At 46.3% G+C, this 16,313-nt stretch carries 13 protein-coding genes; 1 reads left to right on the top strand and 12 read right to left on the bottom strand.

Features of this window, described 5'->3' with window-relative positions:
- Positions 1 to 79: 79 nt before the first annotated feature.
- Positions 80 to 754, top strand: coding sequence for a DUF3800 domain-containing protein (locus HXT35_RS05235; protein ID WP_004128820.1), 675 nt, complete (start codon positions 80 to 82; stop codon positions 752 to 754).
- Between the two features lie 69 nt (positions 755 to 823).
- Here HXT35_RS05235 and HXT35_RS05230 read toward each other — a convergent pair whose 3' ends face one another.
- The 12 genes from HXT35_RS05230 to alaS form a co-directional block, all read right to left on the bottom strand.
- On the bottom strand, positions 824 to 2,167 hold the full coding sequence (locus HXT35_RS05230; protein WP_004128822.1) for a SufS family cysteine desulfurase: 1,344 nt from the start codon (positions 2,165 to 2,167) through the stop codon (positions 824 to 826).
- 96 nt (positions 2,168 to 2,263) lie between these two features.
- Positions 2,264 to 3,040, bottom strand: coding sequence for a Fe-S cluster assembly ATPase SufC (sufC, locus tag HXT35_RS05225; protein WP_004128824.1), 777 nt, complete (start codon positions 3,038 to 3,040; stop codon positions 2,264 to 2,266).
- A gap of 9 nt (positions 3,041 to 3,049) precedes the next feature.
- Positions 3,050 to 4,321 carry a Fe-S cluster assembly protein SufD gene (gene sufD, locus HXT35_RS05220; protein ID WP_004128830.1) on the bottom strand — a complete coding sequence of 424 codons (1,272 nt, stop codon included), beginning with the start codon at positions 4,319 to 4,321 and terminating at the stop codon, positions 3,050 to 3,052.
- Complete coding sequence (gene sufB, locus HXT35_RS05215; protein ID WP_004128833.1) at positions 4,321 to 5,862, bottom strand: Fe-S cluster assembly protein SufB; 1,542 nt, start codon at positions 5,860 to 5,862, stop codon at positions 4,321 to 4,323. Before sufB ends, sufD begins: the two co-directional genes overlap by 1 nt.
- Positions 5,863 to 6,116: 254 nt before the next feature.
- Positions 6,117 to 7,799: a CTP synthase gene (locus HXT35_RS05210; protein ID WP_004128835.1), complete on the bottom strand. Its 1,683-nt coding sequence runs from the start codon at positions 7,797 to 7,799 to the stop codon at positions 6,117 to 6,119.
- A 60-nt stretch (positions 7,800 to 7,859) separates the two neighbouring features.
- Positions 7,860 to 8,315: a type II 3-dehydroquinate dehydratase gene (aroQ, locus tag HXT35_RS05205; protein ID WP_004128837.1), complete on the bottom strand. Its 456-nt coding sequence runs from the start codon at positions 8,313 to 8,315 to the stop codon at positions 7,860 to 7,862.
- Positions 8,316 to 8,334: 19 nt separating this feature from the next.
- Positions 8,335 to 10,002, bottom strand: coding sequence for a bifunctional shikimate kinase/3-dehydroquinate synthase (locus tag HXT35_RS05200; RefSeq protein ID WP_004128838.1), 1,668 nt, complete (start codon positions 10,000 to 10,002; stop codon positions 8,335 to 8,337).
- A complete protein-coding gene (gene aroC, locus HXT35_RS05195) occupies positions 9,999 to 11,186 on the bottom strand; it encodes a chorismate synthase (protein ID WP_004128841.1) in 1,188 nt (395 codons plus the stop codon). The genes HXT35_RS05200 and aroC overlap by 4 nt, the downstream gene beginning before the upstream one ends.
- A gap of 47 nt (positions 11,187 to 11,233) precedes the next feature.
- Complete coding sequence (locus HXT35_RS05190) at positions 11,234 to 11,740, bottom strand: hypothetical protein (RefSeq protein WP_032843581.1); 507 nt, start codon at positions 11,738 to 11,740, stop codon at positions 11,234 to 11,236.
- 70 nt (positions 11,741 to 11,810) lie between these two features.
- Positions 11,811 to 12,998, bottom strand: coding sequence for an endolytic transglycosylase MltG (gene mltG, locus HXT35_RS05185; RefSeq protein ID WP_004128844.1), 1,188 nt, complete (start codon positions 12,996 to 12,998; stop codon positions 11,811 to 11,813).
- Between the two features lie 46 nt (positions 12,999 to 13,044).
- The gene (gene ruvX / locus HXT35_RS05180; protein WP_004128848.1) at positions 13,045 to 13,503 is read right to left on the bottom strand and encodes a Holliday junction resolvase RuvX; all 459 of its coding nucleotides are present in this window, start codon (positions 13,501 to 13,503) and stop codon (positions 13,045 to 13,047) included.
- 54 nt (positions 13,504 to 13,557) lie between these two features.
- The gene (gene alaS / locus HXT35_RS05175) at positions 13,558 to 16,242 is read right to left on the bottom strand and encodes an alanine--tRNA ligase (RefSeq protein WP_004128851.1); all 2,685 of its coding nucleotides are present in this window, start codon (positions 16,240 to 16,242) and stop codon (positions 13,558 to 13,560) included.
- Between the last annotated feature and the right edge of the window lie 71 nt (positions 16,243 to 16,313).

Genomic DNA, 16,313 nt, shown 5'->3' with positions numbered 1-16,313 from the left:
GCCGGGGACGTTTTCCCCGGCTTTTGTTTTACTTACTTATCAGTGTAGTTGGGTTATAAGTCAAAAAGTTGGGGAAAGCATGAGAGAACTTAGCATATTCATAGACGAATCAGGCAGCGATAATTTATCAGACTATTATTACATACTAACTATCGTACTTCATGACCAATCAAATAATTTAGATTATTCAATAAAACTTTACGAAAACTCACTCGAACAAAGACTACTTCCTAATATACCCTTTCATGCTTCACCTCTTATGAACAAAAAAGATAATTATAAATGTTTAGATATGTCTACAAGAAAAAAATTATTGCAATCATTTAGAATATTCTTCAGGCACGTTGAAATTCATTACCATACTTTTGTATACACAAACAGAAAATACGAATCAACAAGTCAATTGTCTGCAGCAATGCGCAAAGATTTAATTAATTTTTTATTCGACAATATGGAATATATGCAACAATATGAAAAAATAAAAATATACTATGACAATGGTCAGCAATCAATAGTTAATGCAATACACAAAGCAATGGAATATAGTTTGTCAAAAAATGCGACCATATACAGATACGCAAAACAATCACAGTATCGTCTAGCACAAATAGCAGATTACATTTGCATGGTAGAACTTACAAAACTCAAATACGAAAATAAACACATAACAAAGACAGATGAAAAATTTTTTGGTTCGTGGTCTGACTTTAAAAAAGGCATATTAAAAGAAACAAGGCATAAAGCTATTGAATAAAACAATGCATACTGACTCGCCAATTTGCTTGACTAACTCGCTAACTATCCAACTCGCTCACTAATAACATTATGCGCCAAAGTAGGCGCGAACGTGGGAAACGGCTTCAACAAGCGCGCGAGCTTCGTCAATTGTGTTGTAAACGCCAACGGAAGCGCGGTTTGAAGCGTACACGCCAAAATGACGGTGAATCGGCTGAGCGCAATGATGCCCAACACGAATCGCAATACCCTGCGCGTCCAAAAACTGTCCAACATCATGCGGATGCACGCCTTCAACTTCAAAAGCAACTGTGCCAATTCGCTGACTCAAATCAGTCGGCCCCAAAATGCGAACGCCAGGAATCTCACTCAATTTTAGCAATTCTGCAGCAATTTCCTGCTCGTGCTCTGCTACTCGGCTCATGCCAATTTCACGCAACCAATCCGCAGCAACTCCGGCCGCAACCATTTGCGCAACAGGCTGAGTTCCAGCCTCAAAACGGTAAGGCGCATCCATGTATTGCGCAGGCTTGTTAAGCCACGCAAGCTCCACCATTGAGCCGCCGAAATTGGCAGGCGGAAGCGCATCCAAAAGCTCACGGCGACCATACAGGAATCCAACTCCCGTAGGGCCGTACATTTTATGCGCACTAAAGGCTGCAAAATCAACGTTTAACGCGTGGAAATCAACCGGAATATGCGGCACTGACTGGCATGCGTCGAGCACAAAAATCGCGCCGACTTCGTGAGCGCGCTTGCAAATCGACGAAACATCCGTAATAGCACCAGTAACGTTGCTAATATGCGTAACTGCAACGATTTTCGTGCGCTCGTCAATAATCGTGCGCAAATAATCCGCGTCCGTGCGCACGCGGCCGTCTTCTGTTACGTCAATCCAACGAAGCTCCGCGCCTGTGCGAATCGCAAGCTCTTGGAATGGTAACAAAACAGAATGGTGATCCGCGCGAGATACGACTATTACATCACCTTTTTGAAGAGCGAAATTTTTGCGAAAATCACTCTTAGAATCAGCCAGATCACTACTGTCTTTTTTGCAGATTTTTGCCTTAGCACTAGCGTTACCAATAGCAGTTGCGAGAAGATTAAGCGCGCCTGTAGCTCCCGTAGTAACAACAATTTCCTCACGCCCAGCATCAGCACACGCTCCAACAAGACGCGCAACTTTAGCACGCGCTTGTTCAAACGCAACAGTCGAAAGCGCAGCCAACTCGTGCGCCCCCCTGTGAACTCCTGCATTAATTGTTTCGTAAAACTCTTTTTCGGCGTCGATTACAACTTGCGGCTTTTGCGAAGTTGCTGCAGAATCCAAGTAAATCAAGGGTTTTCCGTGCACAGTATCGTAAAGCGAAGCGCCGTGAACTGTGCGACGCAAAATCGGAAATTGTTCGCGCAAATCGCTAAATTCTCGCATAATATTTTCTTCAGTCATATTAAACCGCTATTTTTTACGCTTTTACGTAATTTTTTACGAATACATAAACAGGTTAAGCTATCACCTAAGCTGCGCTTAAGCCAGTGCCGACTCGGTTGCGCCTTCCGGCAAGTACTTGTCGTATCCTTCTTCTTCCAGCTCGTCCGCAAGCTCCGGACCAGCCGTCTTCACAAAGTGACCTTGCGCAAAAACGTGCACAATATCCGGCTTAATATATTTGAGGATTCGCGTGTAATGCGTAACCATCATAATTCCCAAACCGGTGTTTTCTTTAGCACGATTCACGCCTTCCGATACGATTCTAAGCGCGTCAACGTCAAGTCCGGAATCAGTTTCGTCCAAAATCGCAAACTTTGGCTTCAAAAGCTCTAATTGCAAAACTTCCGCACGCTTCTTTTCGCCGCCGGAGAAGCCTTCGTTTACTGAACGCGACGCAAATTTTGGATCCATTCGAAGCTTTTTCATAGCCTCGCTAAGTTCTTTCACCCAGCTTCTTAAAAATGGAGCTTTTCCGTCGACCTCAGTTTTTGCAGTGCGAAGGAAGTTCGTCATAGATACGCCAGGTACCTCTACTGGGTACTGCATTGCGAGGAAAAGTCCGGCTTTTGCACGCTCGTCAGGAGTCATTTTCAAAATATCTTCGCCATCGAGAAGCACCTGACCGGAATCAACTTCATACTTTGGGTGCCCTGCCAAAGTGTAAGCAAGAGTAGACTTTCCAGATCCGTTAGGACCCATAATTGCGTGCGTTTCGCCAGAATTAACTGTAAGATTTACGCCTTTTAAGATTTGCTTGCGTCCTTCTTTTGTTTCTACAGAAGCGTACAAATCTTTAATTTCCAAAGTTGACATGATTTTCTCCTATTCTTCCGTTCTTGCAAGACGGCGCTCAATAGCCTTCATTAAGTGATCAACAATTTCCGGAACGCCAATTTCTTCAATCAGCTCGTTAAAGAATCCGCGCACAACAAGCTTTCTTGCCTCAATCTCACTAATTCCGCGAGACTGCAAGTAGAAAAGCTCTTCGTCGTCAAATCTTCCGACTGAACTTGCGTGACCGGCACCAATAATATTTCCGTTTTCAATTTCCAAATTCGGCTCAGAATCAGCGATTGCGCCAGGAGTGAGCACTAGATTACGGTTCAATTCGTACGAATCCGTGCCAGGAGCTTCCGGCTTAATAAGCGCGTTTCCAACCCAAGTCGAATGCGCGTCCTTTCCTTCCAAAGCGCCCTTGTACACGACTCTGGACTTGCATTCCGGATAATTATGCACAACCATCGTGCGGTGCTCCACGTGCTCGCCTGGATCCACAAAATACATGCCGAGCATGTTCAAATCGCCCTGCTCGCCGCCAAAATCCTGATCCATGCGAATGCGCACAACATCTCCGCCAAGAGTAACCATAGCGTGGCGAAGCGAAGCTCCCTCACCAACGTGAATACGCTGATTTCCAACATGCTTGCTGCCTGAATCCCACTCTTGAATAAAGGTAGTAGAAACGTGCGCATGCTTTCCGAGTATGATTTCCACGCCTTCAGCAAGTTTTGCGCAGCCGGTGTGTTCGATAATAATATCTGCGTTTGTGCGAGAATCTGCTTCGATTACTAAGTGCAGTGCGTCAAGTGATTGCACAGCGTTTTCATTTGCGCTATTCGCGAGATTACCCTGAATTTTTAGCACGATTGGCTTTTTGATTTCGCCAGATACGTGAAGTACGTGCGCTTGCTTCGCCGCGTTCCATGCGACTGCAGCCGCGCGATCAGACGGCTTCATATCGGTGTGAGGCGCATCGTTTTGCGGCTTTACTTGCAAACTTACGGAACCGTCGCTTCCAACGTAAGAATCATCTAAAGCGGCTCCGCCAACGCCTTCAAGCGTTACTTGGATACTATTAGAAGGCTCGAAACGCTCGAAAAATTCGGAAATTCGCTCAACTGGAGTATATCGCCAATCTTCCTGCTTACGCGTTGGAATCGCAAAATCTTCAACGTTAAACGAGCGCACGGATTTGTCTGCGCTAGAAGGCATTGCTGCAGGAACCGCATAAGGATCATTAGGATCTGCTACAGGAATAGTAATTTCTTTTCCCGTCATTTTATTGCCTAAATTCTCTTTTAAATCTTCGCTCATCAGCCTACGGATCCTTCCATTTGCAACTCAACTAAGCGATTAAGCTCAAGCGCGTACTCCATCGGCAGCTCGCGGCTAATCGGCTCCACGAAGCCGCGCACAATCATGCCCATGGCCTCTTTTTCTTCAAGTCCGCGACTCATCAAATAGAAAAGCTGATCTTCAGAAACCTTGGAAACAGTGGCTTCGTGAGCCATTGAAACGTCGTCTTCACGCACATCAACATGCGGATAAGTATCCGACCTCGAAAAATCGTCAACAAGCAAAGCATCGCACACAACCGACGAACTCGAGCCTTTAGCACCTTTAATAATCTTCACAAGACCGCGGTAAGCAGAACGCCCGCCGCCGCGCGAAATAGACTTAGCAACAATCGTAGAACTCGTGTGCGGAGCCAAATGAATCATCTTCGCACCAGTATCCTGATACTGTCCGCGTCCAGCAAAGCTCAAAGACATGGTTTCTGCTTTTGCGTACGGCTCGGCAAGAATACAAGCAGGATACTTCATAGTAGCCTTAGAGCCAATGTTTCCATCAACCCACTCCATTGTGCCACCTTCGCGCACGTAAGCTCGTTGAGTTACCAAGTTGTACACGTTATTTGACCAGTTTTGCACTGTTGTGTAGCGCACGCGCGCATGCTTTTCTACAACAATTTCAACGTTTGCAGCATGAAGCGAATCCGTGGAATAAATCGGAGCTGTGCAACCTTCAACATAATGCACGTACGAGCCTTCGTCTGCAATAATCAACGTGCGCTCAAACTGACCCATGTTCGGCGTATTAATGCGGAAGTAAGCCTGAAGCGGAATATCCACATGCACGCCTTTTGGCACGTACACGAACGAACCGCCGCTCCAAGCCGCAGTGTTAAGAGCCGCAAACTTATTGTCGTCAACCGGAATCACAGTTGCGAAATACTTTTTTACAAGCTCCGGATACTTTTGCACTGCTGTATCTGTATCAACAAAAATCACGCCTTGAGCAGCCAAGTCTTCACGAATCGAATTGTAAATAACTTCCGACTCATACTGTGCTGCAACGCCCGAAACTAAGCGCTTTTTCTCCGCTTCCGGAATGCCGAGTCGATCGTAAGTTTTGCGAATATCTTCCGGCAAATCATCCCAAGTTTTCGCTTGATCGTGAACCGGACGCACATAATACTTAAAATCGTCGGCGTCAAAACCGCTTAAATCAACACCCCAATCCGGCATCGGCTTTTGCAAAAACGCACGGTAGCCTTGCAAACGAAGATTTAGCATCCACTCCGGCTCGTTTTTGTCTGCGGAAATTGCGCGCACAACCGACTCGTCAATACCCTTTTTTGCAGCCTCGCCTGCAGCATCCGAATCGTGCCAGCCGTAATTGTAATCGCCAAATTCAGCAACAATCTGCTCGTCTTGACGTATTTTCTCTTCGTTTACGCGAGCGCGATCTGCCACATACTGGCTCATTTCAACGTCTGCAGCTTTATTTTTTGCTGGATTATTAGCATCATTTGCTGTAACGCTTGTATGACTAATATTGCTAGTATCGCTCATACGCTTATAGCACCTCCATGCATAACGCATTGCTACGCTCTTACCTTAGAGCGCAATCGCAAAAGCTATTCCCCAACGTTACTTTTGCATTCTGTCTAGTCTATTTCTTACCTATTCAAGGTTACCGCGTAATGCGATTTCTTGGTATAGCTGTGTTACGAACAAAACGTAATGTTTGTCACAATCTAATAAAACAAAAAGCGGCAAAACTTAAGAATCCTAAGTTTTACCGCTTGTTTTTACTTGGCTTAATACTACTTATCTGCTTTGCTATTTTGTGCAGACGACTGATGTTCCAGTGCCGCCGCCACTAATCCAGCAAACAGTGGATGAGGCTTAGTTGGGCGAGACTTAAACTCTGGATGAGCCTGAGTTGCCACGTAGAATGGGTGAACTTCCTTTGGAAGCTCCACAAACTCAGTCAAATTACCGTCCGGACTTTGACCGCTAATACGCAAACCAGCTTCACGCAGGCGATCCTTATAAGCCACGTTCACTTCGTAACGGTGACGATGACGCTCGGTAACATGCGTAGTACCGTAAAGCTCGGCAACAATAGAGCCTTCCTCAAGTGTTGCAGGGTAAGAGCCGAGTCTCATTGTGTGACCCATATCTCCCTTACCAGCCACAATATCTTTCTGCTCTTCCATAGTTGCGATTACTGGATCTCCGCAATCCTTTTCGAACTCTGTGGAATTAGCATCCTCAAGACCGAGAACGTGGCGAGCGTACTCAATAACCATAGATTGCAAGCCAAGGCAAAGGCCAAGCGTTGGCAAACCGTGCTCGCGAGCGTAACGGAGCGCGCCAATCTTACCTTCAATACCGCGAATGCCGAAGCCGCCTGGAATTACCATTCCGTCCATTTGGTCAAGAGCCGCAGCAGCACCTTCCTGAGTTTCGCACTTGTCGGCAGCAACCCAGCGCACGTTTACCTTAGCCCAGTTTGCAAAACCGCCAGCCTTAATGGCCTCCGTAACGGAAAGGTACGCGTCTGGCAAATCAATATACTTGCCAACGATTGCAATGTTTAGCTCATGCTTTGGATGATGCACGCGCTCAAGCAAATCTTCCCACTCGTTCCAATCAACATCGTGGAATGGAAGCTCAAGCTCACGAACAACGTAAGCGTCCAAGCCCTCGTTGAACAAAATCTTTGGAACGTCGTAAATGCTTGGAGCATCCACGCAGTTTACAACGCCTTCGGCGTCAACGTCGCACATAAGCGAAATCTTGTCTTTAATAGCCTGATTAAGCGGACGATCCGAACGCAAAACAAGCGCGTCTGGAGAAATACCAAGCTGGCGAAGCATCATTACAGAATGCTGAGTTGGCTTAGTTTTCAACTCGTGCGCGGCTGCAATATAAGGAACCAAAGAAACGTGCACAAACATGCAGTTTTCTGGACCTAAATCGCGGCGAACTTCGCGAGCGGCTTCCAAGAATGGCTGGGATTCAATATCTCCAACTGTGCCGCCGATTTCCGTAATAATAACGTCTACGTCATCGGAAGCCTGCGCGCGCATACGCGACTTAATTTCACCAGTAATATGCGGAATAACCTGCACGCACTGACCCAAATATTCACCAGCGCGCTCCTTACGAAGTACAGACTGATAAATCTGACCCGTAGTAACATTCGCTTTTTGACTTAAGAAAACATCAAGGAATCGCTCGTAATGACCAATATCAAGATCTGTTTCTGCGCCATCTTCCGTAACATAGACTTCACCATGCTGGAATGGGTTCATTGTACCCGGGTCAACATTGATATAAGGATCGAGTTTTTGTTGCAAAACGTGAAGGCCGCGGCTTCGCAAAAGTCGTCCTAAAGACGATGCAGTAAGGCCTTTTCCGAGGGACGAAACAACGCCACCAGTGACAAAAATATGCTTTGTAATATGCTCCTGAGAGTTACCATGTTTTCTTCTAACCATGGAACTCCATAGTATCTTCGAGCCTCGACTCGGGTGTTGTATTAAAAGCGACTTAAAAAGTTATATTAAGTGCGCAACAGCCTCAATCGCAAGCTTGTAACCGTACAATCCCATGCCAGTAATAGTGCCGGTTGCAACAGGACTAATCACGCTTATTTTGCGGAAAGAATCGCGTGCGGAAGGATTAGAAATATGCACTTCCATCAGCGGCACTCCAGCGTCTAAAACCATGTGAGCCGCATCCGCCAGCGCATAACTGTAGTGCGTAAAAGCAGCAGGATTCATAACAACAGGAGTATGCGTGTCGGCAGCTTCGTGCATCCAATGAACCATTTGCGCTTCATCATCACTTTGGCGAACTTCTACTTTTAGTCCAAGCTCCGCTCCCCACTTTTCGCAAAGCGAGCGCAAAGTTTCAAAATCTTGACTGCCATAAACGTCTGGCTGACGCACACCAAGACGGCCTAAGTTCGGACCGTTTACAACAAGAACTTTTTTCGGTTGCTGATTTTCCATTATTGCCTCGCAAAGTTAATTATTTTTTATACACGCGCTTAAAAGCTTCTTTAACTGCTTCAATAGGCGGATTGTCTAAATGAATAGGATTAGAAATACCATCCAAAATTACGAAACGTAGCATGTTGCCGCGCGCTTTTTTGTCACGATGCATAAGATTAAGCACGCGCTCAAACGCAGCGTCAGAATCTTCTCTACTCTGCCACGAAGTTGGTAATCCAAGCGAATCTAAAAGCGAACGATGGTATGAAACGTCTTCAGCATCCAAATATCCTAAAATTTGCGCAAGCTCGGCCGCAAAAACCATGCCAACAGCAACAGCGTTTCCGTGACGCCAACGGAAGTGTTCAATCTGCTCAATCGCATGGCCTAAAGTATGCCCGTAGTTCAAAAACTCGCGCAAACCCTGCTCTTTTAAGTCACTCGAAACGTGATACGCTTTTACTCTAACAGTGCGTTCAATAAGATTCACAATAAGCTCGTGAAGTTCGCTATTATTTTCAATCTGATCCCCATTAAATTCACGCAAAAGCTTAGCATTATTCGAGTCGCTAAGAATCTTCAAAATTTCGCCGTCTAGAATAAAACCAGATTTTGCAACCTCACCCAAGCCTTCAATAAGAATATCGTTTGGCAAAGTTGAAAGCGTAGAAGTATCTGCCAAAACGCCAGCTGGAGTGTAAAAACTTCCAACCAGATTCTTGCCAGCATCCGTATTTATACCAGTTTTTCCGCCTGTTGAAGCGTCAACCATTGCAAGAAGCGAAGTTGGGCAGTTTACGTAACGAATTCCACGCATCCAAGTTGCAGCAACAAAGCCGGCAACATCCGTAGCAGCGCCGCCTCCTAAGCCAACAATCGCGTCGGAACGCGTAAAACCAGCTTCACCCAGTCTAGCCCAAATTCCGCTCGCAACTTGAATAGTTTTTCCAGCTTCAGCATCCGGCACAAGTATGTCTAAAACTTCGTAGCCTGCTTGACGCAAAATTGCGCGAGCTCTGTCACTGTGGCGCTGAACCAGCTGCGTGTGAACTAACGCCACTTTAACCGGCTTAGTTCCAAGCATTTGCGGCAAAAGTTGCATGGCTCCGTCGCCAATTCGCACATCGTACGGCTCAATCGCTTCGCCTGTAACATGCACTATGCGTTGCATAATCATGCTCCTTAACTTTTCTGCAGCCATATACGGATTTGAACCTTTTGTTGGCATGTGAATATTTGATACTGCCCTAAAAATTGGGTCTCGCTGCTCAAATAATTCCATCCAACGCTTTTTAGCGTCTTGGCCGATTAGCATAGGACGATTATTGCTCCAACCTGCGCGCTCAATAGCATCGTCTGCGCTGGTTTGCAAATACACTACGCGACCGCCAAGATTCACGTATTCTTTTAGCACTTCCTGCGTTTCTTTGCGAACAGGAGCGCCGCCGCCAAGAGAAACAATGCCGGAATCAGTCTGATTTTCTAAAATTACGTTTCTAACTATTCTGGCTTCTATATCTCGGAAGGATTCCTGACCAAACTGCTCAAAATATTGAGTAATTGGCATATTAATTTCGCGCTCAATCATGTCGTCTGTATCGCAAAAAGGCAGATTCATAAGATGCGCAACTTCGCGACCAACGCGCGTTTTTCCGGCGGCAGGCATGCCGATAATAACAACTAGCGGAATTTTAGTATTGCTCATTTCATATTCTCCGGCCAGGAAGTTAGGTAAGACTCTACATTCCGGCGCGTTTCTTGCAAAGAATCTCCACCAAACTTTTCCAAAGCATACTTTGCCAAAGTAAGTCTTACCATTGCTTCTGCTACTACGGAAGCCGCTGGAACAGCAGTAAAATCGGAGCGCTGGTTAATAGCTTGAGCCGGCTCTCCAGTTAGCACGTCTACAGTTTGCAAAGCGCGCGGAATAGAAGGAATTGGCTTCATTGCGGCACGCACGCGAATAATTTCGCCGTTTGACATACCGCCTTCAATACCTCCAGCACGATTAGTTAGGCGGGTGATTTTTCCATTTTCGTCTGTTACGATTTCGTCGTGCGCGGCCGAGCCTGGGAGATCTGCTTCTGCAAAACCGTCGCCAATTTCCACGCCTTTAATTGCCTGAATTCCCATAAGCGCAGCCGCTAAAGCAGCATCCAAACGGCGATCCGACTCAACGTATGTTCCAACTCCAGCAGGCATACCGTATGCGAGTACTTCTACTACTCCGCCTAAAGTATCCGCATTCGCTTTTGCTTCGTCAATGCGAGCCATCATGCGAGATTCGGCGTCTTTATCGAGAGTGCGAACTGGAGAAGCGTCCAAAGCCGCAACATCGTCAGGTGTTGGTAATGCTAAACTTTTGTTAGCGTAAACGCCTCCGATTCCAACAACATGCGCAACAGTGCGCACACCCAAAGCCTGCTGTAAAAACGCATCAGCAATAGCGCCCAAAGCAACGCGTGAAGCCGTTTCCCTAGCGCTCGAACGCTCCAAAACTTCGCGAGCATCATTAAAACCATACTTGCGCATGCCAGTTAAATCCGCATGGCCCGGGCGCGGCCTAGAAAGCGGCGCATTTCGGCCAACTTTCTCAATCTCATGATCCAAAGGATCTGCGCTCATTACTTCCGTCCACTTTGGCCACTCTGTATTCGCAATTTCTACAGCAATCGGAGAGCCAAGAGTCACTCCGTGGCGAACGCCGGTTAAAAGACGCACTTTGTCTTGTTCGAACTTCATGCGAGCGCCGCGGCCGTATCCAAGACGACGGCGCGCAAGAGCCGAAACCACATCGCTGCTAGTAATGCGCACGCCCGCAGGCAAACCTTCAATCATGGCAACTAATGCTTCACCATGCGACTCCCCTGCAGTTTGCCATCTAAGCATGCCATTCTCCATTCTCAACTAATTTACGTGTCTAAATACTTACTCTACTAACCACCAAGTATTGAGTGGGTTGTTATTGACAGCAATGCTGCGATTATGGCTGATATTGCTTCTACTGGCACGAATGGTATTGATGCGTTGGTTGGCATGCGGATTTTGCAGTAAATTTTCCATGCTAAAAGACAAAGTAGGCCAACTACTCCAACTAAAGCAAACCAGTAAATTAAGCAGTCAAAACCGAATAATACCAATGCTTGTGCGATCATTGACGCACTAGTAACATCTCCGAAGCCAACGGAATTTGTTGGAGCGAGTTTTCGCATAATCCAATAAATTACAAAAACAAATACGCAAGAAATACAGCCGAAAATAAGCACGCTAATATTTCTAAACAAAATAATCGAATATATAAGATTCGCAAAAGATTGAAAAAATCCTGCAATAACAATCCAAAGTCTTGGCACTATGCGACTTTTTATGTCGGTTACGCAAACTGAAATTAAACATGTAAGCGTTGGTAGCGCCGATATTATCGTAATAATTAATTGCCTCATTAAAGCAAATTACGAAAACTTATACAACTTTTGCAACCTAAACGCATCCATGTGGTTAAAAGCTATATTTTTAGTTGCCTTCGGGATTGTTGCGCTTGTACTCGTCGCGGAATTTCAAAAAGTCGTCTTTGTTATCCGCAAACTTCGTCTCACCAGTCTTCAAATTCGTGGTGACGAAGTAAAGCCACGGACCATCTTGAGGCTTAATAGTGGCAATAAGAGCGTTGTCTCCAGCAATACCAATAGGCGTAGGAGTCAAGCCCTTGTGAATGCGAGTATTGTAAGGATTATTTGGATTGTCTAGCATTGATTGCGTAAGCTTTATAGGCTTTACTCCCGCTCCGTAACCAATTGTAGAGTCCATTCCAAGAGGCATATCTTTTGCCAAACGGTTTAGTATTACGCGCACAACTTTGCCGTAATATTCGCGATTATTCACTTCAGCTTCGGCAATTGAGGCCATAATTAAAGCTTTTTCGCGATCTTCGCCTTTAGGAATACCGAGAGAGTCGAGCTTAGCAATACGCTTTTTTACCATTGCGGAAAGAATATCTTCCGCGCTTTTCATAGATTTTACGTTATAAACTCCAGGCTCTAGCCAGCCTTCGATGCTTCCTTTAGCTTCTGGAGGCAAAATTCCAGCTCCCCCATCTGCTAAAGCTGCTTTAAACTTATCCATGCTTATTCCAGATAAGCTTGAAGCGCGCTGCAAAACTTCAGTAGCGTGGTCTCCTGCACGAACGTCAAGGAATCCGCCGGCTTTTGTTTGATCGGAAAGAATATTAACCACGTCAATAGCAGCCATATGCTTTTTAAGCGAGTAAACTCCCGGGTACAAGATTTTATTATTTGCAGCAACTGCGGAAGTAAAAGCTGATTGAGATTTAACAACATTTGCTTTAACTAATTTGTTGGCAACGCTAATAGCACCCTCGCCGGTGTCAATAGTAAACTCAACCGTTCCAAAGCCTGGGCCTGGCCAGTCTGCAACCGACTCGCTATTTTGAGATAATTTCCACGCGCGAACCGCGCTGTATCCAAAATATCCAACAACAGCTAATACGAATACGAGCAGAATAGCTAAAACTACTTTTGCTCTACGCCTGCGTTTTTTTGCTTCAAGACGAGCTTTAGCGCGTTTTCTGGAGCTAACAGTCGAAGATTCGTCTTTAGAATTAGATGATTTTGACGACGGCTCGCCATCATGCTCAGTCCACTTTGCATGTTTGTCAAAAAATTCGTCAAAATTGTCAGACACGCTATGCTCCTCTTCGCTATTTCTACTTTTTACACGATTTTCAAAACTACTCTGCATTATTTGCGTCAAGCGCAGACTGCAAAATCAATACTGCCGACTGCTGATCTACCATAGGGCGATGCTTGCGAGTAGAAAAATCAGCTTGTAGCAACTGCCGGTGAGCACTAACTGTTGTTAAACGCTCATCCTTCCAAACAATATCAGGTATGTAAGAAAGCGTCCAATCTCCAACATTTTTCGCTAATTCAATGCGTTTAGCTAAATTTTTGCCCCACCGACGCGCTTTTTTCGCAGATTTTCCTTCAGAACCGTCTAATTGAAGAGGCAAGCCAATTACAACACGTTTAACTTGATTTTCTTCTATTAGATTCATGACTTCGTCAATAGCTCTAAAAGAATCTCCAAAAACTTGCACGTTTCCGATTGGATGCGCAAAAGTGAGCTCAGGGTCGGAAAGCGCAAGCCCGACCCTGGCATCACCTAAATCAATACCTAACCACACCATGATTCGTGTTGCTTTCGGTAAAGATTTTAAATTTTAAGCAGGAAGCTACGAGACTCAGGCGAGCTCAGCCACTTGCGCTTTTACAGCTTCCAACGCTTCGTCGATCTTAGAAGCGTCTGTGCCGCCGCCTTGAGCGAAGTCTGGCTTGCCGCCGCCACCGCCGCCAAGAACCTTGGAAGCAGTTCGAACCAAGTCACCAGCCTTAGCACCAAGGCCACGAGCAGCCTCGTTAGTTGCAACTGCAACCATTGGCTTGTCGTCCTCGTTTACGCCGCTCAAAACTACTACTGCAGGAAGGTCCTCACCTAGGCGAGAGCGCACGTCAAGAACCGTCTTACGAAGAGTTTCAAACGATCCGAAGTTTCCAACGTTCTTAACAGCCAACTTAACGCTTCCGGCGCTAGCTTTAGCGGACTCAATCAAAGCTGGAACAGAATCTGCAAGCTGAGACTCGTAAACGGCTACGAGCTTACGATCAGAATCCTTCATCTTGTTAAGCAAGGATTCCAAACGTTCAGCCAACTCATCTGGGCGAGCGTTAACCATGTCTGCAAGTTGAGCCACCAAAGTGTGCTCGCGAGCGCCATACTCGTATGCTGCCTCGCCGCAAAGAGCGTCAATACGGCGAACGCCAGAGCCAATAGAAGACTCGGAAAGAATAGTTACCATACCAATCTTTCCGGTGCTCTTAGCGTGAGTACCGCCGCAAAGCTCGCGGCTCCAACCGTCGCCGATTTCAACCACTCGCACAACGTCACCATACTTTTCGCCGAACAAGTGCATTGCTCCAAGCTTAAAAGCGTCGTCGATTGGCATTTCCTTAGGAACAACCTGCAAATCGTCGCGAATACGCTCGTTTACGCGAGCTTCCACGCGTGAAAGCGCATCCTTTTCAACAGCCTTTGGCCACTGGAAGTCGAAGCGCAAACGATCTGGATCAACCACAGAACCGCGCTGAGTTGCCTGCGGACCAAGCTCTTCACGCAAAGCCTTGTGAAGAGTGTGGGTAGCAGTGTGAGAACGTGCCAAAGCAGCCCTGCGAACCTGGTCAATATTGGTGTTTACAGGAGCGCCAACGCTAAGCGTTCCTTCAGTCAAACGGCAGCTGTGAACAATCAAATCCTTGATTGGACGCTGAACGTCGTCAACTTCCAAAATTGCGCCGTCGTCGGAAATAATCTCGCCCTGATCAGCAATCTGGCCGCCTCGCTCAGCATAGAATGGCGTGCGGTCGAGAATAATCTCAACGTTTGCAGGAGCAGTAACGCTTTTAACAGAGCCCTTGCCTGCTTCAACAATTGCCAAAACGTTAGAGCGGCTTGAGAAGTCTGTGTAACCGAGGAAGTCGATTGGCTTTTCAAGAGCCTTCTTAATATCGTCGTAAACGCTAACGTCCACATTGTGACGCTTCTTCAAAGCGTCAGCGCGAGCGCGACCTTTCTGCTCGCTCATAAGCTCGCGGAACTTAGCCTCGTCAACCTTAACACCCTGCTCGGCTGCCATCTCAAGAGTAAGCTCAATTGGGAAGCCGTAAGTATCGTGCAAAGTAAACGCGTCTGAGCCGCCAACCATAGGGTCGTCCTTTTTCTCTTTTTTAGCTTTTTCAACAGCCAAGTCGAGAATAGTTGTGCCCTTTTCAAGAGTGCGACGGAAAGCATCTTCCTCACCGTAGGCAGCTTCGCTAACCTCGTGGAAAGTATCGTTAAGCTCCGGATAGCTTGGTTCCATTGCAGACTTAGAAACTGGGAAAAGCGTTGGAAGAACTGGGTCTTGAACGCCAAGCATACGCATTGCGCGAACAGTTCTACGAAGAAGACGACGAAGCACGTAGCCGCGGCCAACGTTACTTGGACGCACGCCGTCGCTCATAATCATCAAAGCGGAACGCACGTGATCTGCTACAACGCGGAAACGCACGTCAGCATCATTATTATCGCCGTACTTTACGCCACTAAGCTTTTCTGCAGCTTCAATAACTGGGTAAACTTCGTCAGTTTCGTAAATATTTTCCTTACCTTGCATAAGGTAAGCCAAGCGCTCCAAACCAGCGCCGGTATCAATATTCTTCTGATCAAGCTCGCCAGCAATATGCAAATCAGTCTTAGACTTGACGTTATCAACCTGGTAGTTTTCAAAAACCAAATCCCAAATCTCAATAAAACGAGATTCGTCGGCAGCAGGACCGCCGTCACGACCATATTCAGGGCCACGATCAACGTAAATTTCGGAGCATGGGCCGCCAGGACCAGGGCCGCCGGTAGTCCAGAAGTTATCTTCCATGCCGAAAACTTGCATGTGTTCTGGATCAAAGCCCTCGTTCTTCCAAATTGCGCGAGCCTCGTCGTCATCAGTGTAAGTAGTAACCCAAAGCTTTTCAGGATCGAAACCGTAGCCGCCCTTATCTTGCGGACTAGTTAAAAGCTCCCAAGCGTAGTGGATTGCTTCTTCCTTAAAATAATCACCGAAGGAGAAGTTACCAACCATTTGGAAGAAGGTTCCGTGACGAGTAGTCTTACCAACTTCGTCAATATCAAGAGTGCGCACGCACTTTTGGTTCGAAGCCATACGTCGAGAAGGAGGCGTCTGCTCACCAAGCAAATAAGGAATAAACGGCACCATGCCGGCAATAGTAAAAAGCGTCGTTGGGTTCGGCGAAATTAGGGATGCCGAAGGAACGACCATATGACCATTTTTAGCAAAATAGTCAAGATAACGCTTTGCAATTTCTGCTGTGCGCATACGTACGAACTCCTTGTGTAATTTTTAGCAAGATCTTGTCATGCAAACATTCAATATAGTACTTCAACACT

The sequence above is a fragment of the Gardnerella sp. DNF01141 genome, assembly GCF_049244255.1.
GTDB classification, from domain to species: Bacteria; Actinomycetota; Actinomycetes; order Actinomycetales; family Bifidobacteriaceae; genus Bifidobacterium; species Bifidobacterium vaginale_E.
Note: the sequence above shows the minus strand (reverse complement) of the source record. Positions and strands in the feature narration are given on the sequence as shown.

Bases quoted from the DNA above. Each gene is read 5' to 3' on its own strand.
- HXT35_RS05235 (WP_004128820.1), top strand. From the start codon at position 80: ATGAGAGAACTTAGCATATTCATAGACGAATCAGGCAGCGATAATTTA.
- HXT35_RS05230 (WP_004128822.1), bottom strand. From the start codon at position 2,167: ATGCGAGAATTTAGCGATTTGCGCGAACAATTTCCGATTTTGCGTCGC.
- sufC (WP_004128824.1), bottom strand. From the start codon at position 3,040: ATGTCAACTTTGGAAATTAAAGATTTGTACGCTTCTGTAGAAACAAAA.
- sufD (WP_004128830.1), bottom strand. From the start codon at position 4,321: ATGAGCGAAGATTTAAAAGAGAATTTAGGCAATAAAATGACGGGAAAA.
- sufB (WP_004128833.1), bottom strand. From the start codon at position 5,862: ATGAGCGATACTAGCAATATTAGTCATACAAGCGTTACAGCAAATGAT.
- HXT35_RS05210 (WP_004128835.1), bottom strand. From the start codon at position 7,799: ATGGTTAGAAGAAAACATGGTAACTCTCAGGAGCATATTACAAAGCAT.
- aroQ (WP_004128837.1), bottom strand. From the start codon at position 8,315: ATGGAAAATCAGCAACCGAAAAAAGTTCTTGTTGTAAACGGTCCGAAC.
- HXT35_RS05200 (WP_004128838.1), bottom strand. From the start codon at position 10,002: ATGAGCAATACTAAAATTCCGCTAGTTGTTATTATCGGCATGCCTGCC.
- aroC (WP_004128841.1), bottom strand. From the start codon at position 11,186: ATGCTTAGATGGCAAACTGCAGGGGAGTCGCATGGTGAAGCATTAGTT.
- HXT35_RS05190 (WP_032843581.1), bottom strand. From the start codon at position 11,740: ATGAGGCAATTAATTATTACGATAATATCGGCGCTACCAACGCTTACA.
- ruvX (WP_004128848.1), bottom strand. From the start codon at position 13,503: ATGGTGTGGTTAGGTATTGATTTAGGTGATGCCAGGGTCGGGCTTGCG.
- alaS (WP_004128851.1), bottom strand. From the start codon at position 16,242: ATGCGCACAGCAGAAATTGCAAAGCGTTATCTTGACTATTTTGCTAAA.